The sequence below is a fragment of the Actinomadura latina NBRC 106108 genome, from assembly GCF_001552195.1.
Lineage (GTDB): Bacteria > Actinomycetota > Actinomycetes > Streptosporangiales > Streptosporangiaceae > Spirillospora > Spirillospora latina.
Genome location: NZ_BCQS01000005.1, coordinates 725,528 through 751,288, shown reverse-complemented (window position 1 = coordinate 751,288; position 25,761 = coordinate 725,528). Strand labels below are relative to the sequence as shown.

Genomic DNA, 25,761 nt, shown 5'->3' with positions numbered 1-25,761 from the left:
CGTGGAAACCTCCGCCTTCTCAGGGGAGGTACATGCTCCTGCGGAGCGGGACCGTGAACGGCGATCCGCCGCTGGGGCGGGCCTCCGCCCACCACTCTTCCATCGAAATGCCCGCGGTGTCACAGTGATGCCATCGGGATGCGAGGCGCGGCGGGTCAGGCCCGGAGGGCCGGCCGGTCAGGGGCGTTCCCACCGGACGGAGCTCAGCGCCAGCAAGGCGACGTGGAAGGACACGCACGACTCCACGTCGTCGAGGTCGGCTTCGAGAACGCGCTCGATGCGGCGCAGCCGCTCATAGAAGGCGGGCCGGGAAAGGTGCGCCTGCTGCGCGGCGACGGCCTTGTTGCGCCCGGATTCGAGGTAGAGCTCCAGGATGCGGGTGAGGTCGCTGCCGCGCTGCGCGTCGTACTCCAGCAGCGGCCCCAGTTCCCGTTCCACGAACGTCTGGACGCGGGCGTCGTCGCGGAGCAGATGCAGAAGCCCGCGGAGCCGCAGATCGGGGAGGCGGTAGAACAGGCGGGCGCCGGAGCCCCGGGCGGCGACGTCGGCGACCTGCTCGGCCTCCAGGAACGAGCGGCGCACGTCCTGGATCGTCTCCACCACCGACCCCGCCGCCACGACCGTGCCGCCGGACTGCGTGCGGATGCGGGTGGCGACCTCGGTGAGCGCCGTCTCCACGTCCGCGCGGGCGGGCAGCGAGGCGAGGACGCCGACGCGGGCGTGCGGGCCGCCCTCGTCCAGCACGCCGACGAGCGCGGCGAGGCGGGCGTCCTTGCAGGCGGCGGCGGCCGTCTCGGCGAGCGCGGACAGCTCCCCGGCCGGCGGCGCGGGCGTGCCGGGGCCGCGGTGGCGCAGCACCACGCCGAGCAGCCGGCGGCCGGACAGCGGCACGCCGAGCGCGCGGGCGCGGGCCGCGGCCTCCTGCGGGTCGGAGTAGGCGTGCGCGAGGATGCGGGCGATGATCGTCCCGTGCGCCTGCCGCTCGACGCTCTCGGCGTGCCGGTCGAGCAGCCGGCCGAGGGCGAGCGTGGTCGCGGCCCGCTCGATCAGCACGGTGTCGCGCGGCGACGGCGGCGCGCCCAGGTCGATGATCAGCCGGCCCCAGTCCTCGCCGCGCGCGCCGACCATGGTCAGCAGCCAGCCGGACGACGGGTCGTAGCCGGTGCGGCGGCCGGGCCGGACGGCGCGCGAGCGGGTCTCCCACGCCGACAGCAGCTCGGACGGGTCGCAGCCGTCGGCGTCGGCGGCGAGCACCTGGTGGGCGAGGTTCTCCAGCACGACCGGGTGCCCGCCGAGCGCGGCGACCTGCCGGACGACCTCGTCGGTGGAGGCGCCCTCGACCGACAGCTGGGTGAAGATCTCGTGCAGCCGCTCGGAGGCGCGCAGCTCGGCGAACTGCTCCCGCACGATCCGGGCGTGCACGGCCTCGGTGATGTCCACGAACGCGGGCTCGTGCGCGAGGACGATCACCGGCAGGCCGTGCTCCTCGGCGGCGGCGGTCAGCGCCGGCGGCAGGACGCTGGCATAGCGCCGGCCCAGCTCGATCATCAGCCCGCTGACCCCCACCTCGGCCAGGTCGGCGATGTAGGCGCGCAGCCGCTCCGGCTCGTCCGGCAGCGCGATCCCGGTCGTCAGCACGAGCTCGCCGCCGTGCAGCAGGTGCGCGATGTCGGTGACCTCGGCGACGTGGACCCAGCGGACGCGGTTGCCGGTGCGGTCCGAGCCCGCGACGACGTGCGGCTGGCCGCGGCGTACCGCGTCGAGCTGGAGGACGTCGTCGACAGTGGGCAGCATTTCCCGCGATGATATCCGGGCAGTACCGGCAGCCTGCAGACCGTTAACGGGAGGCGCCCGGTCCTGACACTCTGCGGGTGGCCCGCGACGTCCGGGCGTCCGAGACTTGGTGCATGTCGGAACACGCGAACCTGCTCCGGCGCCACAGGGCGGTCATGCCGTCGTGGATGGCGCTCAACTATGCGGACCCCATCGAGATCACCGGTGGCAAGGGCGCCCGCGTGACCGACGCCGAGGGGAACGGCTACCTCGACTTCTTCACCGGCATCCTCACGAACATGCTGGGCTACGACGTCCCCGAGGTGCGGGACGCGGTCGAGCGGCAGCTCGCCACGGGGGTCGTGCACACCTCCACCGCGTACCTGCTGCGCGGCCAGGTCGAACTGGCCGAGAAGATCGCCCGGCTGTCCGGCATCCCGGACGCGAAGGTCTTCTTCGCCAACTCCGGGACGGAGGCGAACGAGACGGCGCTGCTGCTCGCCGCGTACGCGCGGCGCAGCGACCAGATCCTGGCGATGCGGCAGAGCTACCACGGCCGGTCGTTCGCGGCGGCGGGCGTCACCGGCAACCGGGCCTGGACGAACCTGTCGTTCTCGCCGCTGGACGTCCACTTCCTGCACGGCGCCGACCGGCACCTCCCGCAGTTCGCCGGCATGTCCGACGAGCGGTACATCGATGCGTGCACGCAGGACCTCCGGCACGTGCTCGCCACCGCGGCCGGGCCGGACGTCGCCGCGCTCATCGCCGAGCCGATCCAGGGCGTCGGCGGCTTCACGATGCCGCCGGACGGCCTGTTCGCCGCCTACAAGAGCGTCCTGGACGAGTTCGGCATCCTGCTCATCTCCGACGAGGTCCAGACCGGCTGGGGACGGACGGGCCAGGGCTTCTGGGGCATGGACAACCACGGCGTGACGCCGGACATGATGACGTTCGCCAAGGGCCTCGGGAACGGGTTCGCGGTGGGCGGCGTCGTCGCGCGGGGCGACCTGATGGACGGCCTGCCCGCGCTGGGCATCTCCACGTTCGGCGGCAACCCGGTCTCGATGGCCGCGGCGAACGCGACGCTCGACTACGTCCTCGACCACGACCTGCGGGCCAACGCGGCGAAGCAGGGGGCGGCGATCATCGGCGGGCTGCGCCGGGCCGCCGGGCGGCTGCCGATCGTGGCGGACGTGCGCGGCAAGGGCCTGATGTTCGCGGTCGAGCTGGCCGACCCGGGCACGGGCGAGCCCAGCCCGCCGCTCGCCGCCGCGCTGATGGAGGCGGCCCGCGAGCGGGGGCTGCTGGTCGGCAAGGGCGGCCTGTACGGCAACGTGGTGCGCATGGCGCCGCCGATGACCCTGACCGACGCCGAGGCCGCCGAGGGCCTCGGCATCCTGATCGCATCCCTAGAGACCGTGAACGAGGAAGCCGCATGAGCAAGCACGTCACCCACTGGATCGGCGGCAAGCCGTTCGACGGAGAGGCCGCGCGGCGGGGCGACATCTACGAGCCCGCGTCCGGACGGCTCGCGGGAGCGGTCGACTTCGCCGGGCAGGACGAGGTCGACGCGGCGGTGGCGGCCGCCGAGGCCGCGTTCCCCGGCTGGCGGGACACCTCGCTCTCCCAGCGCACCAAGGTGCTGTTCAGGTTCCGCGAGCTGGTCGGCGCGCATCGGGACGAGATCGCGCGGCTGATCTCGTCCGAGCATGGCAAGGTGGTCTCCGACGCGGCCGGCGAGGTGGCCCGCGGGCTGGAGGTCGTCGAGTTCGCCTGCGGCATCCCGCACCTGCTCAAGGGCGGGTTCTCGGAGAACGTCTCCACCCGCGTGGACGCCTATTCGATCCTGCAGCCGCTCGGTGTCGCGGCCGGGATCACCCCGTTCAACTTCCCGGCGATGGTGCCGATGTGGATGTTCCCGGTGGCGATCGCGTGCGGGAACACGTTCATCCTCAAGCCCTCGGAGAAGGACCCGTCGGCGTCGGTGCGGCTGGCCGAGCTGTGGGCCGAGGCGGGGCTGCCGGACGGCGTGTTCAACGTCCTCCACGGCGACAAGGCCGCGGTGGACGGGCTGCTGCGCCACCCCGGGGTCAAGGCGGTCAGCTTCGTCGGCTCCACCCCGATCGCGCGCTCCATCTACGCGACGGCGGCGGCGAACGGCAAGCGGGTGCAGGCGCTCGGCGGCGCCAAGAACCACATGCTGGTGCTGCCGGACGCGGACCTCGACCTCGCCGCCGACGCCGCCGTGTCGGCCGGGTTCGGCTCGGCGGGGGAGCGGTGCATGGCGATCTCCGTCGTCGTCGCCGTGGACCCGGTCGGGGACGAGCTGATGGCCAAGATCCGCGAGCGGGTCGGCAGGCTCACGGTGGGCCCCGGCGACAACGCCGAGTCGGAGATGGGCCCGCTCGTCACGGCGGCGCACCGCGACAAGGTCGCGTCCTACCTGGACGGCGGTGTCGCGCAGGGGGCGACGCTCGCGATCGACGGGCGCGACCCGGACGTCCTCGGCGGCGCCGGCGACGGCTTCTGGCTCGGCCCGACCGTGCTCGACCACGTCACCCCGGAGATGGACGCCTACAAGGACGAGATCTTCGGGCCGGTGCTGGCGGTCGTGCGGTCCGGCTCCTACGAGGAGGCCATGGAGCTCATCGCCGCCAACCCGTACGGCAACGGCACCGCGATCTTCACCAACGACGGCGGGGCGGCGCGCCGCTTCCAGAACGAGGTGGAGGTCGGCATGGTCGGCGTCAACGTGCCGATCCCGGTGCCGATGGCCTACTACTCCTTCGGCGGCTGGAAGGACTCGCTGTTCGGCGACAGCCACGCCCACGGCATGGAGGGCGTCCACTTCTACACCCGCACCAAGGCCGTCACCGCCCGCTGGCTCGACCCCAGCCACGGCGGCGTGAACCTCGGTTTCCCGACCAGCGGCTGACCCGCGATCGGCGGCGAATACGGCCGGTGACCCCCGCGGGCGCCGGCCGTACGCACGCGCAGGTCGGCGCCGTTTGGGAATTTCCCACGGACGCCGTATTTCGTCGTTGATTTTTGTCCGGCACCGCGGGACGAATAATGCCAACACCCATTGACGGGCTCTGTGTCCGGCGACACAATCTGACTGTCTCCATTAATTGAGGCGAAATTAAAAGTCAGGGTCGGCAGTCAAGGGGTGCCGCGCTATGGCCGCAGGCGACCACGCCGCAGAGGCGGACGCACTGGGAAGGCGTTTCCCGGGCTGGACCATTTGGTTCGGCCTGCGCACCGGGCACTGGTGGGCGCTGCCGCCCAAGGACCGCGACGTCGGCGATTTCCTCGAGGCCGACACCCCGCAGCGGCTCATCGCACGGATCGAGGTGGTCAAGCACGCCGCACCGAGGCGGCCGCCGGCGCAGCAGCCGGCTCCTCGGGACGACGGCCGACGGCCGTCCCGCGACACCCGTCCGGACGTGCGGCGTCCCTCGAACCTACGGCGTATCGAGGGCGTCACACCGTCGCCGTTCGGCCGGGTACCGGTGATCGCGTGGCCGGGCAGCACCGCACGGTGATCCGCTGTTCCCCACCCCTCGCCACGCCCGCCGGTGCCGCCGCGGCCCCGGGACGACGGCAGCCCGCGCCATACCCCTCTCCGGCAACCTCCGTGTATGGCGCGGACGCCAGCACCCGCCGTCCCCCGGGGCCCCGGCGGTTTATCCGTTAACGACCCGTCCGAAAAGCCCCACATAATGGTGCGGCAATGGTCAGGTCATTCTTACCTTCCGGAAACGGTTCGGGCGCATGTCCGTGTCGTGATCTCGGGTAATTGCCGGCTGCGCCGCCGTCCGCCGCAGGGAAATCCCGGAAAACCGGCGATGCGATCGTGCCGGCCCGCCGGCGCGATCGGAATGGCGACGGTGACCGGCCGCCGGCGCCCGTTCCCGGCGGGTGCGCGCCGTCCCGCGGCACCGGACGCGCTACGCTGCGCCGATGGGCCCGTTCACGAGGGGGAGCGGCCTCGCGGCACGGATCGGGAGCGACATGCGGCGGACGGCCACACTTCTTCGCGGGCCACGGGGCAGGGTGACCCGCGGCAAGGCGGCCGGGGCGCTGCTGGCTGCCGCGGCGGTCGCCGCGGCGGGCGTCGCGGGCTGCAGCGAGGACGGCGGCGGGCCGGTCGCCGCGGCCAAGGTGGCGACCACCCTCGGCCCCGGCGAGGGGATGCTCAACCTCGTCACGATGCCGGGCGCCATCGAGAGCGGCGCCACCGACCCGCGCGTCGACTGGGTCACTCCCTTCCAGGAGCGCACCGGCTGCAAGGTCGGCCTGAAGGTCGCCAAGACGCCCGACGAGATGGCCGGCCTCATGCGCGACCGGGACCGCCGCTACGACGGGGTCGCCGCGCCGCCGGAGGTCGCCGGCCGGCTCGTCGCCGAGCGGCAGGTCGTCCCGGTCAACACCGACCTGGTGGACGGCTACAAGAAGCTGGAGCCGAAGCTCCGCGGGCTGCTGGAGCGCGACGGCAAGCACTACGGCATCCCGTACGTGTGGGGCGCCAACCTGCTCATGTACGACACGCGGACCGTCCCGCCGCCGGCCGGCTGGGCCGCGATCTTCGATCCCGCCCAGGCCCGCCGCTACTCCGGCAGGATCGTCATGCGCGACAGCCCGCTGGCGATCGCCGAGGCCGCGCTCTACCTCAAGGGCAGGGAGCGCAAGCTCAAGATCCGCGACCCGTACGCGCTGACCCCGAAGCAGCTCGGCGCCGCCGGGCGCGTGCTGGCGAAGCAGCGTCCGCATGTCGGGGAGTACTGGGAGATCCCGGCCGACGCGATCAGCGCCTTCGCGGGCGGGCGCGCCGTGCTGGGCCAGGCGTGGCCCTACCAGGTGGACGTGCTGAACCGCGCGGGCAGGCCCGTCCGCGGCGTCATCCCGGCCGAGGGCGTGACCGGCTGGATGGACGCGTGGATGATCGGCGCCCGCGCCCAGCACCCGAACTGCATGTACCAGTGGCTGCAGTGGACGGCGTCGCCGGACGTCCAGCAGCAGGTCGCCGAGTGGACCGGGGTGGCGCCCGCCAACCCGCAGGCGTGCTCGGGCGACCGGCTCCGGTCCGGCTTCTGCGCCGCCTACCACGTCGGCGACCGGAACTACCTCAGCAAGATCATCTTCGCGCACGGACCGGCGAAGGCGTGCGGCGGCGGGTCGAAGAAGAACGATTGCACCGACTACGCGGAGTGGACGAAGGTCTGGCTCGAGGCGACCCGCCCGCAGTCGGTGAAGCCGCAGGCCAGGCCCTAGGCATGGAGTACTAGTAGGCATGGAGTACTAGGGGGGTCAGAGGTCTCTCCGGCGCGCCCGGCCGCCCCCAGCCGGGCGCGCCTGCCGGGTGGTCCCGGGCTTCCCCCCGAACGCCCGGGTCACCCTTCTCCCTGGAGAGACCTCCACGACGACGGACTCCAGGCCCGCCGCCCTCGCCGGCGCCGGCTCCCCGGCCGGACGTCCGGCGTCCGCGGGCGACTCGCGTGGGCCCCGCCGCGGGCGGGGTGCCGGCGGGGCGGGTGCGCAGTCGTCGCACGCGAAAACCCCGGATGAGTCCGGCAGGCGGCCGACGCGGACGCGCGGCCGGGGCCATCTCTTGCGGCAGACGACGCAGGCGTCGCCCAGGAGCTGGGCTGCGCTCAGCCCGCCCGGGTCCACCGTCGGCTCGCCTGTCTGGCCCATGTTCCATCCCCCTGGCGGGAGTCGCCTTACACGTGACTCCTTTATAGGCGGGGCAGGGTGTTGCCACTGTTACCGAACGTGCAAAGACCGGCAAAGGCTCCCGTGTCGGTTCTCCATCCATGAGCAGACCGGCTATGCGCGCCCTTCCCGGCCACCGGACTCGCTCCGACCAGGGCGTTCGCAGACCAGGGCTATGCGATCGTCCGTTGGGTGCTTTGCCCGCTTTTGGGGGAGATGTACGTAGAAAGGAACCATGTCGGCCCGGAACGCTGGTACGCCGCACGTCCGGCCGCACAGGCTCCGCTCCGCACGGGCGCGCGTGACGCTGAAGGAGCTCACCGCACTCGCCTGCCTGCCGGTAGCCGCGGTGGCCGCCGCGGCCGTCGTGCTGCTGCTCGCGGACACCTCCACCGGCGTGGTCGCGACGGTCATGGCCCTGCTCGCCGCCGCCGTCGCTGCGCTCACCTGGTGGCGCGTCCGGCGCGCCGTGTCCCGGACGCTGCGGCCGCTGGAGCGGCTCAGAGCGGAGCTGATCACCGCGGCCGAGGCCGGGCCGGGCTCCCGCGTCGGCGTCCCGGCCACCGGCGACGACGTGGAGCGGCTCGCCGGCCGCGTCAACCTGCTGCTCGACCGGCTGGAGGTCTCGGCCGCGCAGCGGCGGGCGTTCATCGCCGACGCCTCGCACGAGCTCCGCACCCCGCTCGCCGGCCTGCGGACCCGGATCGAGCTGGCCATCGACGACCCCGAGGACGGCGACCTCGACGACAACCTGCGGCATGCGCTGGACGACGTCGAACGCCTGCACCGGATCGTCGAGGACCTCTTCGTCCTCGCCCGCCTCGACTCCGGGGACCTGCCGGAGCGCCGGCGCCTGGACCTCGGGGCGCTGGTGGAGTCCGAGGTCGCCGAACGGATCTCGTCCGTCCCGGTGGACGTCAAGGCCGAGCCGGAGATCATGGTCATGGGCAACCGGTCGCGTCTCGGCCGCGTCCTGTTCAACCTGCTCTCCAACGCCGAGCGCTACGCCGTCGCGCACATCGAGGTCCGGGTCCGCGCCGCGGGCGAGGAGGCCGTCGTCGAGGTGCACGACGACGGCCCGGGCATCCCGCCGGACGCCCGCGACCGCGTCTTCGAGCGGTTCGCCCGGCTCGACGCGGCCCGCAGCCGGGACAAGGGCGGCAGCGGCCTCGGCCTCCCGATCGCGCGGCAGATCGCCATCGCCCACGGCGGGACCCTGTACGTCGCCAACGGCACCTACGGCGCCCGCCTGGTGCTCCGCCTGCCGCTCGCCCGCTGACGGGCCGGAACGCCGCGGACCTGGATGAGGAACGGGCGGGCGCGGCGCGCCCGCGACGCGGGGGAGACCTGGACGGGCGGATGCCCGAGAATGGGGCTGTGATGTCTCCTTCAAGCACCGACGCCTCGAACTCGTCCCCACGCGAGGTGGTCGTCCTCGGCTCCACCGGCTCGATCGGCACCCAGGCGCTGGACGTGATCCGGCGCAACCCCGGCAGGTTCCGGGTGGCCGGGCTCGCGGCGGGCGGCGGCCGGGTCGGCCTGCTGGCCGCGCAGGCGCTGGAGTTCGCGCCGGAGGTCGTCGCGGTGGCCAAGGCGTCCGCCGCGCAGGAGCTGCAGCTCGCGTTCTACGCCGAGGCCAAGCGGCGGGGCTACGCCTCCGGCGACTTCGCCATCCCGAAGATCATCGCCGGCCCGGACGCGGTCGCCGAGGTCGCCGCGTGGCGGTGCGACGTCGTGCTGAACGGGGTGACCGGCGCGCTCGGCCTCGCCTCGACGCTGGCCGCGCTGGACGCCGGCCGCACCCTCGCCCTCGCCAACAAGGAGTCGCTCATCGTCGGCGGCCCGCTGGTCAAGGAGCGGGCGCGGCCCGGGCAGATCGTCCCGGTCGACTCCGAGCACTCGGCGCTCGCCCAGTGCCTGCGCGGCGGCCGCGCCGAGGAGGTGCGGCGGCTCGTGCTGACCGCGAGCGGCGGCCCGTTCCGCGGCCGGAGCCGCGCCGAGCTGGCCGAGGTCACGCCCGAGCAGGCGATGAACCACCCGACGTGGGACATGGGCCCGGTCATCACCATCAACTCCGCGACGCTGGTCAACAAGGGCATGGAGGTCATCGAGGCGCACCTGCTCTACGACGTCCCGATGGACCGCATCGGCGTCATGGTCCACCCGCAGTCGGTCATCCACTCGATGGTGGAGTTCACCGACGGCGCCACGCTCGCGCAGGCGAGCCCGCCCGACATGCGGCTGCCGATCGCGCTCGGCATCGACTGGCCCGACCGCGTCCCGGACGCCGCCCCGGGCGTCGACTGGACCAGAGCGCACACGTGGGAGCTCTTCCCGCTCGACGACGAGGCGTTCCCCGCCGTCGCGCTCGCCCGCCACGCCGGTGAGCTGGGCGGGACCGTGCCGGCCGTTTACAACGCCGCGAACGAGGAATGTGTCGACGCGTTCCGCGCGGGACGGCTTCCGTTCCTCGGGATAGTCGACACGGTCGCGCGGGTAGTGGAGGAGCACGGCTCGGGCACGCCCGGGAAGCTGACGCTGGACGACGTCCTCGCCGCCGACGGGTGGGCGCGGGCCAGGAGCAGGGAACTGACCGGAACCGACTGACCCCCGGGAACCCCCGGGAACGAGCCCGAGGGGACCCGGATGGCCTTCTTCCTCGGCGCGGTGGCGTTCGTCGTCGCGCTGCTGGCGTCGGTGATGCTCCACGAGGGCGGGCACCTGCTCACCGCCAAGCGGTTCGGGATGAAGGCCACGCAGTACTTCGTCGGCTTCGGCCCGACCCTGTGGTCGACCCGCCGGGGCGAGACCGAGTACGGCGTGAAGGCGATCCCGCTGGGCGGCTTCGTCAAGATCGTCGGCTACACGCCGCTGGAGGAGATCGCCGAGGCGGACCGGCCCCGCGCGTTCTACCGGCAGCCCGCGGGCCGCCGCGCCGTCGTCATCGGGGCCGGCGTCGTCGCCAACTTCGCGTTCGCGTTCGTGCTGCTGATGGCGATGGCGATGACGATCGGCGTGCCGCGGCCCGGCACGGTGACCAGCACGATCGACGAGGTCTCGGCCTGCGTGCCCGCCACCATGCAGGACGGCTGCGGCGGCGGCCGTCCGCCCTCCCCGGCGGCGCGGGCGGGCTTGCGGGCGGGCGATCGCATCGTCGCGTTCAACGGCGCGCCGGTCTCCGACTGGGACGACCTCACCGCGGCGATCGGCGGCACCGAACCGGGGGAGACGGTCAAGGTCGCGGTGCGGCGGCCCGGTGACGCCCGGCAGGTGACGGTGCCGATCACGCTGGCGGACGTCGGCGGAGCCCCCTTCGTCGGCGTCTCCGCCAGGATCGCCGGCGGCGGGTACGACCGGACCGGGCCGGTGGACGCCGCCTCGTTCGCCGCCGGCGGCATCGGCCGGACGATCGAGGGCATCGGCAAGGTCGCGGCCGACCTGCCCACCGCGATCCCGAAGCTGTTCTCGCCCGAGCGGGAGAGCACGCCCGGCGGCCAGGTCGGCAGCGTGGTCGGCGCGACGGAGGTGTCGGGGCAGATCTTCTCCTCCAACGAGACGGCCCGGGACAAGATCGCCCTGTTCCTGTCGCTGGTCGTGTCGGTGAACATCTTCCTCGGCGCGCTGAACGTCCTGCCCCTGCTGCCGCTGGACGGCGGGCACCTCGCCGTCGTCGCGTACGAGCGGGCGCGCGCCGGCGTCAACCGGATCCGGGGGCGCCCTGATCCGGGCACGGTCGACATGACGAAGCTGCTGCCCCTGACCTATCTGGCCGTCCTGCTGCTCGTGGGATTCGGGGTGCTGCTGATCCTGGCCGACGTGTTCAATCCGCTCCAGCTGCCGAAGTGACATGAGGTTTTCACGGAGAGCGCCGGACCGGTCCGCGCTGTTCGGGGCCGGGCGCCGTCACGTCAGCGGCACCGGGCGCTTAGGCTTTGTACGGGGCTGCAAGCATGAGGGAGAGGGATGAGCGTTTCACTGGGAATGCCTAATGTCCGCGGCGACGACGACGGGCAGGGGGCGCAGGGTACGAGCGCGCCCCGCCGCAAGTCCCGGCAGATCATGGTCGGGGCCGTTCCGGTCGGGGGCGACGCGCCGGTGTCGGTGCAGTCCATGACCACCACCCTCACCGCCGACGTGAACGCCACGCTCCAGCAGATCGCGGAGCTGACCGCGTCCGGCTGCCAGATCGTGCGGGTCGCGGTACCGTCGCAGGACGATGCCGACGCGCTGCCGGCGATCGCGCGGAAGTCGCCGATCCCCGTCATCGCCGACATCCACTTCCAGCCCAAGTACGTGTTCGCGGCGATCGAGGCGGGCTGCGCGGCCGTGCGGGTGAACCCCGGCAACATCAAGAAGTTCGACGACAAGGTCGGCGAGATCGCGCGCGCCGCCGCGGACGCGGGCGTGCCGATCCGGATCGGGGTGAACGCCGGGTCGCTGGACAAGCGGCTGCTGGAGAAGTACGGCAAGGCCACCCCCGAGGCGCTGGTCGAGTCGGCGCTCTGGGAGTGCTCGCTGTTCGAGGAGCACGGCTTCCGCGACATCAAGATCTCGGTCAAGCACAACGACCCGGTCGTGATGATCGACGCCTACCGGCGGCTCGCCGCCGCCTGCGACTACCCGCTGCACCTGGGCGTGACCGAGGCCGGCCCCGCGTTCCAGGGCACGATCAAGTCGGCGGTGGCGTTCGGCGCCCTGCTGGCCGAGGGGATCGGCGACACGATCCGGGTGTCGCTGTCGGCGCCTCCGGTCGAGGAGGTCAAGGTCGGCATCGCGATCCTGGAGTCGCTCGGCCTGCGCAAGCGCGGCCTGGAGATCGTGTCGTGCCCGTCCTGCGGGCGTGCGCAGGTGGACGTGTACACGCTGGCCGAGCAGGTGACGGCCGGGCTGAAGGACTTCCCCGTCCCGCTGCGCGTCGCCGTGATGGGCTGCGTGGTGAACGGGCCCGGTGAGGCCCGCGAGGCCGACCTGGGCGTGGCGTCCGGCAACGGCAAGGGCCAGATCTTCGTCAAGGGCAAGGTGATCAAGACCGTCCCCGAGGCGCAGATCGTGGAGACCCTGATCGAGGAGGCCATGCGCATCGGCGAGGAGATGGGCATCGAGATCGGCGAGGACGGCTCGGTGACCGGGCCGGGCGCCGATGTGGTGGTCGTCTGACCGATCCGCCTGAGCACGCCGAAGGCCCCGGGAGCGATTCCGGGGCCTTTTCGTATGCCCTCGGGGTCCGGAACGTCCGGAGTTATCACGAAGTTCCGTTGATCTTGTCACGATTCGGCATCCACTTGCGATGGGCCCTGTCGGCGCTCGCCGCAGAGTAGTCACAATCTCCTGTCATTTACCCGTATGTCTGACTCAACCGGAGTCAGCACGTTAGGGGGATATGTGAAGAGGATCGTTGTCGTGGCCGCGGTGGCCGGGCTCGGTCTCACCGGCCTCGGCGCCACAAGCGCGCAGGCCGCGGGCCCCTCCGCCGGAACGGCCGGAGGGTTCGACCCTGCCGCGCTGCAATGGCATGCCTGCCCCGCGGACTTCGTGCAGACGGTGCACGACTTCTACGACGGCCTGTACCCGGTCTCCAAGATCGTGGAGTGCGCCGAGCTGAAGGTGCCGCTGGACTACGCCAAGCCGAACGGCACGAAGATCACCCTGCAGCTCACCAAGACGCCGCACACGGGCCAGGGCCCGGCCAAGGGCGACATCATCGTCAACCCGGGCGGACCGGGCGGCGGCGGTGCGCTCTTCGGGCCGCGCGTGTTCGCTCAGAACTCCGCCCCGATGCGCGACGCCTACAACGTCATCGGGTTCGACCCGCGCGGCGTCGGCATGAGCGTTCCGGCGATCAAGTGCGACCCGACCTGGGCGAACGCGCCGCGTCCCGACTACGGGACCGGTGACCGTGCGTCCGTGAGCACCTGGCTCAGGAAGTCGAAGGGCTACGCCGACGACTGCGCCGAGGGCGACAAGATCGGGTTGCTGAACCACGTCAAGACGATCGACTCGGTGAACGACATCGAGTCGATGCGCAAGGCGCTGGGCAACGACAAGATCGACTACTACGGCGCCTCGTACGGCACCTACCTCGGGTCGGCCTACGCCACCATGTACCCGAAGAACGTCGACCGGATGGTGCTCGACGGCAACGTCGGCCCGTCGGACGTCTGGTACGACGCCAACCTCAAGCAGGACGTCGCGTTCGACAAGAACATCGAGTACTACTTCGGCTGGATCGCCAAGTACGACTCGGTGTACCACCTGGGCAAGACCCAGAGCCAGGTGCGCGGCTTCTTCTACGACCTGCGCGGCAAGCTGAAGAAGAAGCCGGTCTACTACACCGACCCGGACAGCGGGCAGACCCTCGCCGTCGGGCCGGACGAGCTGACCGACGTCATGCTGAACGCCGGCTACCGCCGCAGCCAGGCCATCTGGCACGGCTACGCCGCCGGGCTCGCCGCCTACAAGACCGGCGACACCGCCACCTTCGCCGGGACGTTCGGTGGGCAGACCACCGGCGAGTCCGACGACAACGGCACCGCGATGTACCTCGCCACCGAGTGCACGGACGTCCAGTGGCCGCTCAGCTGGCGCAAGTGGCAGCGCGACAACGAGCGGATCGACCGCAAGCACCCGTTCATGACGTGGAGCAACGCCTGGTTCAACGCCCCGTGCCTGTTCTGGGGCGCGAAGGCCGGCAAGCCGATCAACATCGGGCACACGCGGAACCTGCCGCGCAACATCCTGATGTTCCAGTCCACCGCCGACGCGGCCACCCCGTACGAGGGTGCGCTGGACATGCACCGCCGGCTCAAGGGCTCGCGCCTGGTCGTCCAGGACGGCGACCGGACGCACTGCATCGTGCACCGCGGGTCCGCCGAGGTGGACGCGTACTTCGACGCCTACTTCCTGCGGGGAGAGCGTCCGGGGCCGCGCACGGTGCACGTTCCGCAGCTCGGTGACCCGGTTCCGCCGTCGCAGGCGTCCGCCCGGACGCTGACCGGCACGGCGGTGCCGAACGCCGCGCAGCTGAAGGCCGACGTCATCCGCTGACGCGGGAAGAAGGCGAACGGCCGGCACTGGTGAGGGCCCCGGGGAGCGATCCCCGGGGCCCTTCCGCGTCGCGGGCGCGCCTCGCCGGGCCGGACTGCGGCAAACGCGCAGGGATATCACGAAGTTCCGTTGATCTTGTCACGATTTCGCATCCAGTCATGCACCGCCCTGCCGTCATAAACGACCTAACCGCCACAATCTCCACGCAATCCGCATCCGCTACGTATCGGCGAGGCTCCCCCCTCCGGCCCAGTCGGGCGCCCGGAGCCGCCGATCTGAGGGGGTCAAGTGAAGAAGATCGTCATCGTCGCGACCGCGGTGGTCGCGGCGGCGGGCGGCGGCAGCGTGGTGGCCGCCTCCGCGAGCGCGGACACCGGCCGGACCGGTGGCGCCGCGGTCGCGGCCCAGAGCATCGACTGGGGCAAGTGCGAGGTCAGCGGCCCGAACGACCCGATGAACAAGGCCCAGTGCGCCCAGGTCGAGGTCCCCCTCGACTACAGCCGGCCCGGCGGGCGCAAGATCTCCGTCGCGGTGTCGCGCTTCAAGCACACCGACGAGAAGAACTACCAGGGCGTCATGTTCGTCAACCCCGGCGGCCCCGGCGGCTCCGGCCTCGCCTACGCGCCGGCCCTCGCCCGCTGGATCGGCGGCACCGGGCACGCGGACGTCGCGGCCAAGTACGACATCATCGGCTTCGACCCGCGCGGCGTCGGGTCCAGCAAGCCGGCGCTGACCTGCGACCCGAACATCAACGACCCGGTCCGTCCCGACTACGTGCCGAGCTCGTGGAAGGAGGAGAAGGCCTGGATCGCCACGTCGAAGAAGTACGCGCAGGACTGCGCCAAGAAGTTCGGCTGGCTGCTGCCGCACATGCGCACCACCGACGCCGCCCGCGACGTCGACGCGATCCGCGCCGCGCTCGGCCAGCAGAAGATCAGCTGGTACGGCTTCTCCTACGGCACCTACTTCGGCGCCACCTACGCCACGCTCTTCCCGAACCGCGTGAAGCGGATGGTCCTGGACGGCAACGTCAACCCCAAGACGGTCTGGTACGACGCCCAGCTGGAGCAGGACAAGGCGTTCGAGCGCAACATCCGCGCCTGGTTCGCCTGGATGGCCAAGTACGACTCGGTCTACCACCTCGGCACGTCCGAGAAGGCCGTCCGCGCCAAGTACTACGAGGTGCTCAACGGGGCGAAGAAGTCCCCGATCGCCGGTCAGATCGGCCCGGCCGAGCTGACCGACATCGTGCTGAGCGCCGGCTACAACACCGGCTACTACATCCCGTTCGCCGAGGCGCTGTCGGCGTGGGTCAACGACAAGGACCCCTCCGGCCTGCTCGGCTGGCTCAGCCTCGGCGGTGAGGACAACGGCTTCGCCGTCTACCTCGCCGTCCAGGCGGCGGACGCCCGCTGGCCCCGCAACTGGGGCAAGTGGCACCACGACGCGGCGAAGCTCTACCGCCAGGGCTACAAGTTCGAGACGTGGGGCAACGTCTGGTTCAACGCCCCGATCGCCTACTGGCCCTTCAACGGCGGGCCGGCGTTCCGCCTGCACGGCAGCCGCGACCTGCCGGGCATGCTGCTCGTCCAGTCCACCAAGGACGCGGCGACGCCGGTCGCGGGCGGCCTGGAGATGCACAAGGTCTTCCCGTCCTCCCGGCTGGTGTTCGAGGTCGGCGGCAAGACCCACGCCAACACGCTCAACGGCAACGCGTGCCTGGACGACAAGGTCGCCGCGTACCTCGACACCGGTGCGCTGCCGGCGAGCCACCGCGGCCCGGACGCCTACTGCCAGGCCGTTCCGGCGCTGAACGACCCGGACCCGACGGCCATGACGCTGAAGGCCGCCCGCGCCGCCGCGGGCAAGGACCTTCCGGTCGGCCGCCCGTAGGGAGCGGAGAACCCGCGGCGTGTCCGTCCCCCTGCCGGGGCGGGCACGCCGCGCTCCGTTCCGGGTCCGGGTGTTCCGGTTCCGGACGGAATCGCGCGATCCCCGGGTTCCCGCGGTCCGCGGCGCCCGGCCGGTAGAAAGCGGGGGTGCTGAACGACGCTGGAAGAAGGGCGGCGGCCGGGACGGCCGCCGCGGCGGTCGCGCTCGGCGCCGCCGCCATGGGAACGCCCGCGGCCGCCGCCGCGCTCCCCGCACCGGAGACCGCGCCCACGCCGCGCGGCCTCGCCTGGAAGCCGTGCCCCGCCAAGGACCCCGTGGAGGGCGCCCGGCTCAAGGGCCTGCAGTGCGCGTCGCTGCGGGTGCCGCTCGACTACGCCCGGCCGGGCGGCGAGAAGATCACGCTCGAACTGACCCGGGCCCGGCACACCGCGCCCACGTCGCAGGGCGCGGTGCTCCTCAACCGGGGCGGGCCCGGCGCCCACGGACGCGACCTGCCCGCCTTCTTCACCCGGTCGCTGCCGAAGCGCGTCGCCGCGTCCCACGACTGGATCGGCTTCGACCCGCGCGGCGTCGGCGCCAGCAGGCCCGAGCTGATCTGCGACCCCGGCTACCAGAACCCCGGCCGCGCGCGGCCCGACACGATCCCCGCGAACGCGGCGGAGGAACAGGCCTGGAAGGCCAGGGCGAGGGCGTACGCCGGCGACTGCGCCCGCAAGTACGGCAAGGTCCTCCCGCACATGGGGACGGCCGACTGGGCGCGCGACATGGACGCGATCCGCCGCGCCCTCGGCCAGCGGAAGATCAGCTACTTCGGCTACTCCTACGGCTCCTACCTCGGCGCCGTGTACGCGACGATGTACCCCGGCCACGTCCGCCGCATGGTGCTCGACAGCGTCGTCAAGCCGAGCGGCGTCTGGTACCAGGACAACCTCGACCAGAACGTGGCGTTCGAGAAGCGCATCCGCGCGTACTTCGCCTGGATCGCCCGCCACCATGAGGTCTACAAGCTCGGCGACACCGAGCGGAAGGTCGCCGGCTCCTACGCCAGGGCGCGGGCCGCCCTCAAGGCGAAGCCGATCGACGGGAAGATCGGGCCGTCCGAACTGGACGACGTGTTCCTCGCCGACGGCTACGCCGACTACGCGTGGCCGGCGCACGCGCGCGTGCTGTCCGCCTTCGTCGCCGGGCACGACGCCGGGCCGCTGCGCAAGGCGTGGCAGCCGCCGGCGCGGCTCGACCAGAACAACTACACCGTCTACAACGCCGTCCAGTGCCGCGACGCGGCCTGGCCGCGCGACTGGACCCGCTGGCACGCCGACAGCGAGCGCCTCTACCGCGCGGGCAACCGCTTCGAGACCTGGAGCAACACCTGGTACAACGCGCCCTGCGCCTTCTGGCCCGTGCAGGGCGGCCCGGCGCCGCGGGTGAGGGGCCGCTCGACGCTGCCGCCGATCCTGCTCGTCCAGGCCACCGGCGACGCCGCCACCCCGTACCCGGGCGCGCTGGAGATGCACCGCAGGTTCCCCACGTCCCGGCTGCTCGTCCAGGCCGGCGGGCACAATCACGGTGTCTCGCTCTCCGGTGACACGTGCGTCGACGAGCGCGTCGCCGCCTACCTCGGCAGCGGCAGCGTGCCGGCGAGCCGGCCGGGTCCGGACGCCGAGTGCAAGGCCGGACCGGCGCCCGAGCCGGCCACGGCCGGGAAGCGCGGCCGCGCCGGCGAGGCGGCGCGCCGCTGAGCCCACTCGGGACGAGCCGGTATCGGGCCCGCGAGGGTGCGCGGGCGGTGGACCGCATAGGCTTGTCCACGTGGAGCTTTCACTGCTGAGGGCCGTCGGGGGGCCGCTCCCGTCGGGGGGCCGGTAGCCATGCGCATGCTGGGCTCGATGCCGGTGCGCGTGCTGGACGACCGGTACCGGGCGGAGGCCCTCGCGATCCTGGACGCCGACCCGGTGTCCAACGTGTTCGTCAGCTCGCGCGTGCACGCCGCGGGGCTCGACCCGCGGCGTCTCGGCGCGCAGATGTGGGGCTACCTGAGCGACGGGCGGCTCGTCTCGCTGTGCTACTCGGGCGCCAACCTGATCCCGGTCGCGGCCGGTCCCGAGGCGGTCCGCGCGTTCGCCGAACGGGCGCAGGCGCAGGGGCGGCGGTGCTCGTCCATCGTGGGGCCCGTCGGCGCGGTCGGCGAGCTGTGGGAGATCCTCGCGCCGTACTGGGGGCCGCCGCGGGCCGTCCGCGCGTCCCAGCCGGTGATGGCCACCTCGGCCGTCCCGGACCTGCCGGCCGACCCGCACGTCCGGCGCGTCCGGATGGAGGAGTTCGACATCGTCTACCCGGCCTGTGTGGCGATGTTCACCGAAGAGGTCGGGGTGTCGCCGAACGCCGGTGACGGGGGAGTGCTCTACCGCGCCCGCGTCGCCGAGCTGATCCGCGACGGCCGCGCCTTCGCCCGCATCGAGGACGGCCGCGTCATGTTCAAGGCCGAGATCGGCGCCGTCACCCCGCGCGCCTGCCAGGTGCAGGGAGTGTGGGTGCCGCCCGACCTGCGCGGCCGGGGGCTGTCGGAGACCGGGATGTCCGCGGTGGTGCGGGAGGCGCTGCGCAGCGTCGCGCCTACCGTCTCGCTGTACGTCAACGACTACAACACGCGGGCGCGGGCCGCTTACCGCCGAGTGGGGTTCGGCGAGCTCGGTTCTTTCATGTCGATCCTCTTCTGACCTGCCGTCCGGCTTGTCGCTGCGTGCCTGATCTGCCCCGGTACCTGATTTGATCTTGCCCGGCGGGTACCATCCCGCCGTGGAGTTCGCCGGGGCATTGCGGCAGGCCGTCCAGGCGAGCGGGCTGACCCTGGAACGGATCCGCCACCGGCTCGGGCGCCGGGGCCTGACCGTCAGCGTGGCCACGCTGAGCTACTGGCAGCGGGGCCGCAGCCGGCCCCGCTCGCGCACCGTGGTCGTCGCGCTGGAGGAGATCCTCCAGGTGCCGCAGGGCACCCTCACCGAGCTGCTGGAGGATCCCGCGCCCGCGGCGGGCCCGCCCCGCCGGCCGCCGGCCGGACGCGCCGGGCCCGCCGCCGGGCCGGCCGGTGCGGCGGACCGGGGCCGCAGCGTGCGGGACCTGTGGCCCGACCCCGAACGCTACGCCTGCCTCGTCGGGCAGCTCGACCGGTCCGGCGACCACCGGCTGGAGCGGCTCAGCATCCACGACGTCTACCGGCTCGACGGGGTGCGCCGCTCCTGGACGCTGTCGGTCCGCACGGTGCTGCGCGCGGCGGGCGACGACATCGACCGCATCGTCTGCGTCCATCAGATGCCCGGCGCCGGGAACGGCGGCGAAGGCCGCGGCCTCGCCGGTGCGCGGTACTGCCGGCCCGGCCGCATCCGCACCGAGAGCGGCCTGATGGCGTTCGAGCTCGTCTTCGACCGGGTGCTGTCGGCGGGGGACACGGCGGTCGTCGAGTACGAGCTGGGACCGGCCGGGGAGCCCCCGTCCGACAGCTACGACCGGCGCTTCTCCCATCCCGTCCACGACTACGTGGCGATCATCCAGTTCGACGGCGGCCGGCTCCCCGCGCGCTGCTACGGGTTCACCGCGGAGAGCTCGCAGGCCCCGCGGCGGCGGCTCGGCGAGCTGTGGGTCGGCACGTCCGGCAGCGCGAACATCGCGGTCGGCGCCGTCCGGCGCGGCATCGTCGGGATCGAATGGGAGTGGCACTAGCGTTTGGACCCCTGGTTGTGGCAAGTTGCCTGTTGGCAAAGGGGGCCACGGGCCTTACAGTGAGCGCGGAAGTCGCAATCGCAGTAGTCAAGGCCGTTGTACGGGGGCCGGCCGGAGCTGATCCGGAGGCCGCAAGTGCAGAGTGTCGCAGAGGACGATCTCCTACAGGTCCTGCAGTACGGTCCGTTCAATGTCGCCCTCCACGCGGCCATCCAGGCGCGTGGCCTCAGCCTCGACTCGCTGCGGCGCCGCCTGGAGGAGCAGGGCATCGCCGTCAGCCTGTCCACGCTGAGCTACTGGCAGCGCGGCCGGACCAGGCCCGAGCGCGCCGACTCGCTGCGCGCCGTCCGCGGCCTGGAGGTCATCCTCGAACTGCCGCGCCACTCGCTGCTGACGCTGCTGCGGCCGACCACCGAGCGCACCGCCGGGCCGTGGCTGCCGGTGGAGGAGCTGTGCCCCGAGCCGGGCGTCCGCGACCTGCTGGACGAGATCGGCGACCGCGGCGAGCGGATGCTCACCGGGCTCAGCCTGCACGACCAGTACCTCGTGGGCCGCCGCCGGGAGCTGCGCGAGGTCCGCTGCCGCGCGGTGTTCCAGGCGCAGCAGCGCGGCGTCGACCGGTGGATCGCCGTCTACCACCATCCGCAGGGCGTCCTGCCGTCCTCGCGGAGCGTGCGCGGCTGCCGCTTCGGGCGCGTCCGGATGGACGAGGCCAGCGGGCTCATCGCCGCCGAGCTGCTGTTCGACCGGGCGCTCGGACGCGGCGAGACGTACCTGCTGGAGTACGGCTTCGGGTTCGACGAGACGGGGCCGCCCATCACCGAGGAGGGGCGCGGCTTCCGCACCCCGCAGCACGAGTTCCTCATCGAGGTGCGGTTCCACCCGTCCGCGCTGCCCGCCCGCTGCCACCGGACGTGGCGGCCCGACGGCCACACCGCGCTGAAGGACTCCGCCGACCTGCGCCTGTCCAGCTACCACAGCGTCCACTTCATCGAGTTCGGCATGGCCGCCGGCTACCACGGCATCCGCTGGGAGTGGGACTAGAGGACGAGGAGGCGCAGCAGGCGCTCCGTTTCGGCGGCGGGGTCCCTGGTGAGGCCGGCGTGCACCGGGCCCGGCTGGACGATCGTGCTGCGCGGAGCCGTCAGCCACCGGAACCGCCGGCCCGGCGACTCGTCCGCGGCCTGCCCGGCCCGCTCGCCGCCGCAGCACACCGAAGCCACACCCTTGAGGGACGCCCGGACGCCCTCCAGGTCGAGCGAGGAGTCCAGGGCGAGGAGGCGGCGCTCGTCCAGGTGCGTCCGGCAGCCGAGATAGTCGAGCGCCCGGCAGTACACCACCACGCCCACGTTCATCGACTCGCCGCGCTCGACGCGCGGGACGATCCGCAGCGCCGCGTACTCGAACACCGTCGGGTCGCCGGCCGCCCTGATATTGCTCACGCGTGCGTTCGGTGCGGGGGCGGGCCCCGGCGCCCCTTCGTTCGCTTCGCTCATGCCGGTCCGCCCAGCCAGCCGGGCCGGTTCTGCCCGCGCCGCGCCGACGTGTCCGGCCCGTGGCCGCTGACGTCCAGGTCGGGCAGCCAGTCGCGCGGCTTGCCGGCCCGCGGCAGCAGGATGTCGACGTAGGCGTCCCGGAGCGCCTGCGGACCGTCGAAGCCGGGCTCGCCCTCCAGCCACCGGTCGGGCACCAGCCCGGTCACCTCGCGCAGCAGCCCTTCGGTGATCTTGGGAGCGAGCTCGGCCTCGGCGGCCTCCAGCCGGCTCGCGTACGGGGTCAGCACGTGGTCGTCCACGTCGTACGGGCCGGAGAACAGCCGGGCCGCGTTCGTCCACGCGTGGTGGAAGATGAGGCTCGCGCCGTGGTCGATCAGCCACACGTCGCCGTGCCAGACGAGCATGTTCGGGTTGCGCCAGCTGCGGTCGACGTTGCCGATGAAAGCGTCGAACCATAGCACCCGCGACGCGAAGCCGGGGTCGGGGCTCCAGCCCAGCGGATCGAAGCCGAGCGAGCCCGGGAGGAAGTCGACGCCGAGGTTCCAGCCGGGGCTGGCCTTGAGGAGGTCCTGGACGTCCGGGTCGGGTTCGTGCCGCCCGATGGCGGGATCCAGGTCGATGAGCACCTGCTCGGGCACCCGGAGGCCGAGCCTGCGGGCCAGCTCGCCCGCGATCACCTCGGCGATCAGCGCCTTGCGGCCCTGCCCCGCGCCATGGAACTTCATGACGTAGGTGCCGAGGTCGTCGGCCTCGACGACGCCCGGCAGGGAACCGCCCTCGCGGAGCGGCGTCACGTATCGGATGGCCGTCACATGTGGCAACACGTCGCAACGCTATCGGCTGGCGGCGCGCGCGGGATAATCGATATATGGGCGTTGAACTGCTCGACCTCTCCGTGCCGGTCACCACGGGCATGCCGGTCTACCCCGGCGATCCCGAGGTCGAGGCCGTGCCCGCGCTGACGGTCGCCGGATCGGGCGTGAACGTCCTGCGCCTGCACATGGGGTCGCAGACCGGCACGCACGTGGACGCCCCGTTCCACATCGACGACGCCCTGCCCCGCCTGGACGAGCTGCCGCTGACCCGGTTCACCGGCCCGGCCGTGGTCATGGACGTCCGCGGCCTGCCGCCCCGCACGCCCATACCGCCCGCCGCGCTCCCGCCCGGTCTCGAACCCGGCGACGTCCTGCTCATCGCGACGGGCTGGTCGCGGCACTGGGGGACCGGCGACTACGCGGCCCACCCGTACCCCGCTCCCGAGACGGCCGAGGCGATCATCGCGGCGGGCGTCCGCACGGTGGCCATCGACGCCCTCAGCGTGGACCGCACCCCGCCGCCGGGCTCGGACGACTTCTCCCTGGCCGCGCACCGCGTCCTCTGCGGGGCGGGCGCGGTGATCGCCGAGAACCTGACCGGCCTGGACCGCCTCGTCGACGCCCAGGACGAGGGCTGCACGATCGAGGTCTTCCTCTTCCCCCTGGCCCTGGCCGCCGCCGACGGCGCCCCGACCCGCGCCGTGGCCCGCGTGGACGACCGGGCCATCCTCGTCTGAACGGCCCGTAGAGTGCCGGGGACGCGACAGGTGGAAGGGGCGCCGTGCGGCTGGGGATCACGATGTTCGCGACCGACCGGACGATGGCGCCGCACGAGCTGGCGAGGGAGGCCGAGGAGCGCGGCTTCTCGTCCCTCTTCCTTCCCGAGCACACGCACATCCCGGTGTCGCGGGAGACGGCGCCTCCGACGGGCGACGGGACGCTGCCGGAAGAGTACGCGCGGACGCCCGACCCGCTCGTGGCGCTCGCCGCGGCGGCCGTGACGACCGAGCGGATCACGCTCGGGACCGGCGTCCTGCTGCCCGCGCAGCGCGACCCGATCGTCACCGCGAAGGCCGTCGCGACGCTCGACCGGCTCGCCGGCGGACGGGTCGCGCTCGGCGTCGGCTACGGCTGGAACGCCGAGGAGGGCGCCGGCCACGGCGTGCCGTGGAAGCGGCGGCGGGCCGTGGCGCGCGAGCACGTCCTCGCGATGCGCGCCCTGTGGACGGACGACGAGGCGTCCTTCGAGGGCGAGTTCGTGGACTTCGAGGCGAGCTGGTCGTGGCCCAAGCCGTCCGGGAGGGTGCCGGTGCTGCTGGGCGGCGCGGCGGGCCCGACGCTGTTCGCGCACATCGCCGAGTACGGGGACGGATGGCTGCCGATCGGCGGTGCGGGCATCCGGGAGGCGCTGCCGGCGCTGCGCCGGGCCTGCGCGGATGCCGGACGGGACATGGTGCCCGTGATCCCGTTCGGGACGCTGCCCGCGCCGGGGAAACTCGGCTACTACGCCTCGCTCGGGATCGAGGAGGTCGTGCTGCGCGTCCCGGCGGGCGGCCGCGACGCCGTCCTGCCGGTGCTGGACGAGTACGCCCGCGCCTACCGGTGAGCTACCGGATCATGCGGTAGCAGAAGAAGGTCGGGAAGCGGTAGTACTGCCCCTTTCCCGCCTTCACCGCGCCCAGGATGATGAACGTCCACCCGGCGATCAGCAGCTCCAGGTACGGGATGATCAGCAGGGCGAGGAAGGCCGGCGCCTCCATGACGATCGCCGGCGGCACGCACACGGCCACCACCACGATGACGTGGATCAGCATGGTGAGCTGCTGGTTCATCGACTGCGCCGCGTGGAACCGGGTGAACGGCGAGGTGTTCTTCTTCGCCAGGTAGACGACCAGCGCGGGCAGGAAGCCGATCAGCACGTTCCCGACGTAGGCGAAGATCGCCCAGGTCGTCTCCTCCGGCGGGCCCTGCTGCGGCACGCCGTACGGGACGCCCGGCGGGCCGTACCCCCACTGCGGGTCGTAGCCCCCGGGCGGCTGCCCGTACGGCTGCGAGTACGGCGGCGGCTGGTCGGGTGGCGGGGGCTGGTCGGGCGGCGGGGGCTGGTCCGTCACGGCTGTCCTTGCGGTCTGGGGGTGCATCGATGGGAGATACTGCAGGAATCTATCTTGAACCGGGCTCGCCGGCGCGGGTCTCACCGGAGGCGGGAGGCGTCCAGGCCGGCAGCGGGACCCGGCGTCGGCAGCACGCAGCGTCCTATTCTAGAATTTCATTCGGTCAATGGGGCGGTGGTGCGGGGGACGCCCCCCGCGAGGAGGCTGGATGAGCGGGATCCCGATGGAACGGCACGAGCTGGCGCAGGACGAGGCGGCGGCCCTGAGCGGCCTCGCCGCCCGCGTCCGCGAGCTGGCCGAGGCCACCGTGCTCACCGCGGTCGGCAGCGCCGAGGCGGCCGCCGTCGCCGCCGAGGTCGAGGCGCTGACCGCGCGGCTCGCCGCCGAGCGCCGGGACGCGCCGCCGTTCGTCCCGTCCGGTGAGCGCCGGATGGACCGGCAGATCGGCAACCCCGTCACCGGCGCCCTCAACCCGCTGGCACCGCCCGTCGAGCTGACGGTCAGCTCGGACGGCATCGTCCGCGGCGAGTTCACGCTCAGCACCCTCTACGAGGGCCCGCCGTCGTACGTGCACGGCGGGGTGTCGGCGATGGTGCTCGACCAGGTCCTCGGGATGGCGGCCGCCGCGTCCGGCACGCCCGGCATGACCGCCACCCTGGAGACGCGCTACCGGCGTCCGACCCCGCTCGGCGTCCCGCTCTCGGTGGAGGCGAAGGCGAGCCGGGTGGAGGGGCGCAAGGTCTACGCGTCCGGCACGATCTGCGGGCCGGACGGCCGCGTCACGGTGGAGGCCACCGCGATGTTCATCATGCCGCAGCGGTTCGTCCCGCACTCCTGAGGCGTCAGTCGCCCACCGGGACGGCGAGCGAGATCATGCCGCGCATGTCGAGCTGGACGATGCCCCGGCCGCGGACGAGGCGCAGTATGACGTGGTCGCATCCCGCGCAGCGGGCCACGAATCCGGGCGCGCGGCCGTAGACGCGCAGCTCGGCGACCGGGCCGGTGCGCCCGCAGTTGGCGCAGCGGCTCTCGGCGGCCGTCACGTCCACGGCGAACACCTCCGCCAGCGGGCCCGCGAGGGCGTTGCCGTCGGTGAAGCCGTCCCGGTCGTCGAAGGGCAGGTCGCCGCGTGTCGCCCCGTCATCGAATGTCGCCCCGTCATCGAATGTCGCCCTGCCATCGAATGTCGCCATG

Annotated in this window: 22 protein-coding genes; 17 read left to right on the top strand and 5 right to left on the bottom strand. The window is 72.7% G+C overall.

Annotated elements, in window-relative coordinates; genetic code table 11:
- Window positions 1-177 precede the first annotated feature (177 nt).
- Window positions 178-1,794: a PucR family transcriptional regulator gene (locus AL2_RS09785; protein WP_067632056.1), complete on the bottom strand. Its 1,617-nt coding sequence runs from the start codon at window positions 1,792-1,794 to the stop codon at window positions 178-180.
- A 113-nt stretch (window positions 1,795-1,907) separates the two neighbouring features.
- On the opposite strand from AL2_RS09785, the gene AL2_RS09780 reads away from it, so the two are divergent.
- From AL2_RS09780 to AL2_RS09715, 14 genes are all read left to right on the top strand, one after another.
- Window positions 1,908-3,212, top strand: coding sequence for an aspartate aminotransferase family protein (locus AL2_RS09780; RefSeq protein ID WP_067632054.1), 1,305 nt, complete (start codon window positions 1,908-1,910; stop codon window positions 3,210-3,212).
- Window positions 3,209-4,708, top strand: a complete 1,500-nt coding sequence (locus AL2_RS09775; RefSeq protein WP_067632053.1) for a CoA-acylating methylmalonate-semialdehyde dehydrogenase — start codon at window positions 3,209-3,211, stop codon at window positions 4,706-4,708. The genes AL2_RS09780 and AL2_RS09775 overlap by 4 nt, the downstream gene beginning before the upstream one ends.
- 244 nt (window positions 4,709-4,952) lie before the next feature.
- The gene (locus tag AL2_RS09770) at window positions 4,953-5,318 is read left to right on the top strand and encodes a hypothetical protein (RefSeq protein WP_067632051.1); all 366 of its coding nucleotides are present in this window, start codon (window positions 4,953-4,955) and stop codon (window positions 5,316-5,318) included.
- A gap of 511 nt (window positions 5,319-5,829) precedes the next feature.
- A complete protein-coding gene (locus tag AL2_RS09765) occupies window positions 5,830-7,047 on the top strand; it encodes an ABC transporter substrate-binding protein (protein WP_067632049.1) in 1,218 nt (405 codons plus the stop codon).
- A gap of 742 nt (window positions 7,048-7,789) precedes the next feature.
- Window positions 7,790-8,767: a sensor histidine kinase gene (locus AL2_RS09760; RefSeq protein ID WP_168444688.1), complete on the top strand. Its 978-nt coding sequence runs from the start codon at window positions 7,790-7,792 to the stop codon at window positions 8,765-8,767.
- Between the two features lie 80 nt (window positions 8,768-8,847).
- Complete coding sequence (dxr, locus tag AL2_RS09755) at window positions 8,848-10,095, top strand: 1-deoxy-D-xylulose-5-phosphate reductoisomerase (RefSeq protein WP_083946272.1); 1,248 nt, start codon at window positions 8,848-8,850, stop codon at window positions 10,093-10,095.
- Window positions 10,096-10,134: 39 nt separating this feature from the next.
- Window positions 10,135-11,334 carry a M50 family metallopeptidase gene (locus AL2_RS09750; protein ID WP_067632045.1) on the top strand — a complete coding sequence of 400 codons (1,200 nt, stop codon included), beginning with the start codon at window positions 10,135-10,137 and terminating at the stop codon, window positions 11,332-11,334.
- A gap of 117 nt (window positions 11,335-11,451) precedes the next feature.
- Window positions 11,452-12,645: a flavodoxin-dependent (E)-4-hydroxy-3-methylbut-2-enyl-diphosphate synthase gene (ispG, locus tag AL2_RS09745; protein WP_376741325.1), complete on the top strand. Its 1,194-nt coding sequence runs from the start codon at window positions 11,452-11,454 to the stop codon at window positions 12,643-12,645.
- 225 nt (window positions 12,646-12,870) lie between these two features.
- Window positions 12,871-14,532, top strand: a complete 1,662-nt coding sequence (locus AL2_RS09740) for an alpha/beta fold hydrolase (RefSeq protein WP_067632042.1) — start codon at window positions 12,871-12,873, stop codon at window positions 14,530-14,532.
- Between the two features lie 288 nt (window positions 14,533-14,820).
- Complete coding sequence (locus AL2_RS09735; protein ID WP_067632040.1) at window positions 14,821-16,425, top strand: alpha/beta hydrolase; 1,605 nt, start codon at window positions 14,821-14,823, stop codon at window positions 16,423-16,425.
- Between the two features lie 146 nt (window positions 16,426-16,571).
- Window positions 16,572-18,164, top strand: a complete 1,593-nt coding sequence (locus AL2_RS09730) for an alpha/beta hydrolase (RefSeq protein ID WP_067632037.1) — start codon at window positions 16,572-16,574, stop codon at window positions 18,162-18,164.
- A 135-nt stretch (window positions 18,165-18,299) separates the two neighbouring features.
- The gene (locus tag AL2_RS09725; protein ID WP_067632596.1) at window positions 18,300-19,142 is read left to right on the top strand and encodes a GNAT family N-acetyltransferase; all 843 of its coding nucleotides are present in this window, start codon (window positions 18,300-18,302) and stop codon (window positions 19,140-19,142) included.
- A 79-nt stretch (window positions 19,143-19,221) separates the two neighbouring features.
- Entirely contained in the window at window positions 19,222-20,142 is a 921-nt protein-coding gene (locus tag AL2_RS09720; protein WP_157438072.1) for a helix-turn-helix domain-containing protein, read from the top strand.
- A 135-nt stretch (window positions 20,143-20,277) separates the two neighbouring features.
- The gene (locus tag AL2_RS09715) at window positions 20,278-21,186 is read left to right on the top strand and encodes a hypothetical protein (protein WP_083946268.1); all 909 of its coding nucleotides are present in this window, start codon (window positions 20,278-20,280) and stop codon (window positions 21,184-21,186) included.
- On the opposite strand, the gene AL2_RS09710 is transcribed toward AL2_RS09715, so the two are convergent.
- Together AL2_RS09710 and AL2_RS09705 are read right to left on the bottom strand one after the other, a co-directional pair.
- Window positions 21,183-21,584, bottom strand: a complete 402-nt coding sequence (locus AL2_RS09710; protein ID WP_281181576.1) for a DUF3037 domain-containing protein — start codon at window positions 21,582-21,584, stop codon at window positions 21,183-21,185. The two genes, AL2_RS09715 and AL2_RS09710, sit on opposite strands and share 4 nt — an antisense overlap.
- A 50-nt stretch (window positions 21,585-21,634) precedes the next feature.
- A complete protein-coding gene (locus AL2_RS09705) occupies window positions 21,635-22,462 on the bottom strand; it encodes a HipA family kinase (RefSeq protein WP_067632034.1) in 828 nt (275 codons plus the stop codon).
- Window positions 22,463-22,506: 44 nt separating this feature from the next.
- Between AL2_RS09705 and AL2_RS09700 the strand changes: the two genes are divergently transcribed.
- Both AL2_RS09700 and AL2_RS09695 read left to right on the top strand, forming a co-directional pair.
- The gene (locus AL2_RS09700) at window positions 22,507-23,190 is read left to right on the top strand and encodes a cyclase family protein (RefSeq protein WP_067632032.1); all 684 of its coding nucleotides are present in this window, start codon (window positions 22,507-22,509) and stop codon (window positions 23,188-23,190) included.
- A gap of 44 nt (window positions 23,191-23,234) precedes the next feature.
- Window positions 23,235-24,059 (top strand): TIGR03619 family F420-dependent LLM class oxidoreductase, encoded by an 825-nt coding sequence (locus AL2_RS09695; protein WP_067632030.1) that lies wholly within the window; start codon window positions 23,235-23,237, stop codon window positions 24,057-24,059.
- A 1-nt stretch (window position 24,060) separates the two neighbouring features.
- Here the strand turns inward: AL2_RS09695 and AL2_RS09690 are convergent, their stop codons facing one another.
- Window positions 24,061-24,567 carry a DUF4870 domain-containing protein gene (locus AL2_RS09690; RefSeq protein WP_067632028.1) on the bottom strand — a complete coding sequence of 169 codons (507 nt, stop codon included), beginning with the start codon at window positions 24,565-24,567 and terminating at the stop codon, window positions 24,061-24,063.
- Window positions 24,568-24,775: 208 nt separating this feature from the next.
- Here AL2_RS09690 and AL2_RS09685 point away from each other — a divergent pair, with 208 nt between their 5' ends.
- Window positions 24,776-25,405: a PaaI family thioesterase gene (locus tag AL2_RS09685; protein ID WP_067632026.1), complete on the top strand. Its 630-nt coding sequence runs from the start codon at window positions 24,776-24,778 to the stop codon at window positions 25,403-25,405.
- A 4-nt stretch (window positions 25,406-25,409) separates the two neighbouring features.
- Here the strand turns inward: AL2_RS09685 and AL2_RS09680 are convergent, their stop codons facing one another.
- Entirely contained in the window at window positions 25,410-25,760 is a 351-nt protein-coding gene (locus AL2_RS09680; protein ID WP_245666483.1) for a DUF6510 family protein, read from the bottom strand.
- Window position 25,761 lies beyond the last annotated feature (1 nt).

What these genes read in the sequence shown, in the direction of transcription:
- AL2_RS09770 (WP_067632051.1), top strand. Translation starts at nt 4,953, where the DNA reads ATGGCCGCAGGCGACCACGCCGCAGAGGCGGACGCACTGGGAAGGCGT.
- AL2_RS09685 (WP_067632026.1), top strand. Translation starts at nt 24,776, where the DNA reads ATGAGCGGGATCCCGATGGAACGGCACGAGCTGGCGCAGGACGAGGCG.
- AL2_RS09775 (WP_067632053.1), top strand. Translation starts at nt 3,209, where the DNA reads ATGAGCAAGCACGTCACCCACTGGATCGGCGGCAAGCCGTTCGACGGA.
- AL2_RS09780 (WP_067632054.1), top strand. Translation starts at nt 1,908, where the DNA reads ATGTCGGAACACGCGAACCTGCTCCGGCGCCACAGGGCGGTCATGCCG.
- ispG (WP_376741325.1), top strand. Translation starts at nt 11,452, where the DNA reads ATGAGCGTTTCACTGGGAATGCCTAATGTCCGCGGCGACGACGACGGG.
- dxr (WP_083946272.1), top strand. Translation starts at nt 8,848, where the DNA reads ATGCCCGAGAATGGGGCTGTGATGTCTCCTTCAAGCACCGACGCCTCG.
- AL2_RS09725 (WP_067632596.1), top strand. Translation starts at nt 18,300, where the DNA reads ATGCTGGGCTCGATGCCGGTGCGCGTGCTGGACGACCGGTACCGGGCG.
- AL2_RS09700 (WP_067632032.1), top strand. Translation starts at nt 22,507, where the DNA reads ATGGGCGTTGAACTGCTCGACCTCTCCGTGCCGGTCACCACGGGCATG.
- AL2_RS09680 (WP_245666483.1), bottom strand. Translation starts at nt 25,760, where the DNA reads ATGGCGACATTCGATGGCAGGGCGACATTCGATGACGGGGCGACATTC.
- AL2_RS09785 (WP_067632056.1), bottom strand. Translation starts at nt 1,794, where the DNA reads ATGCTGCCCACTGTCGACGACGTCCTCCAGCTCGACGCGGTACGCCGC.
- AL2_RS09750 (WP_067632045.1), top strand. Translation starts at nt 10,135, where the DNA reads ATGGCCTTCTTCCTCGGCGCGGTGGCGTTCGTCGTCGCGCTGCTGGCG.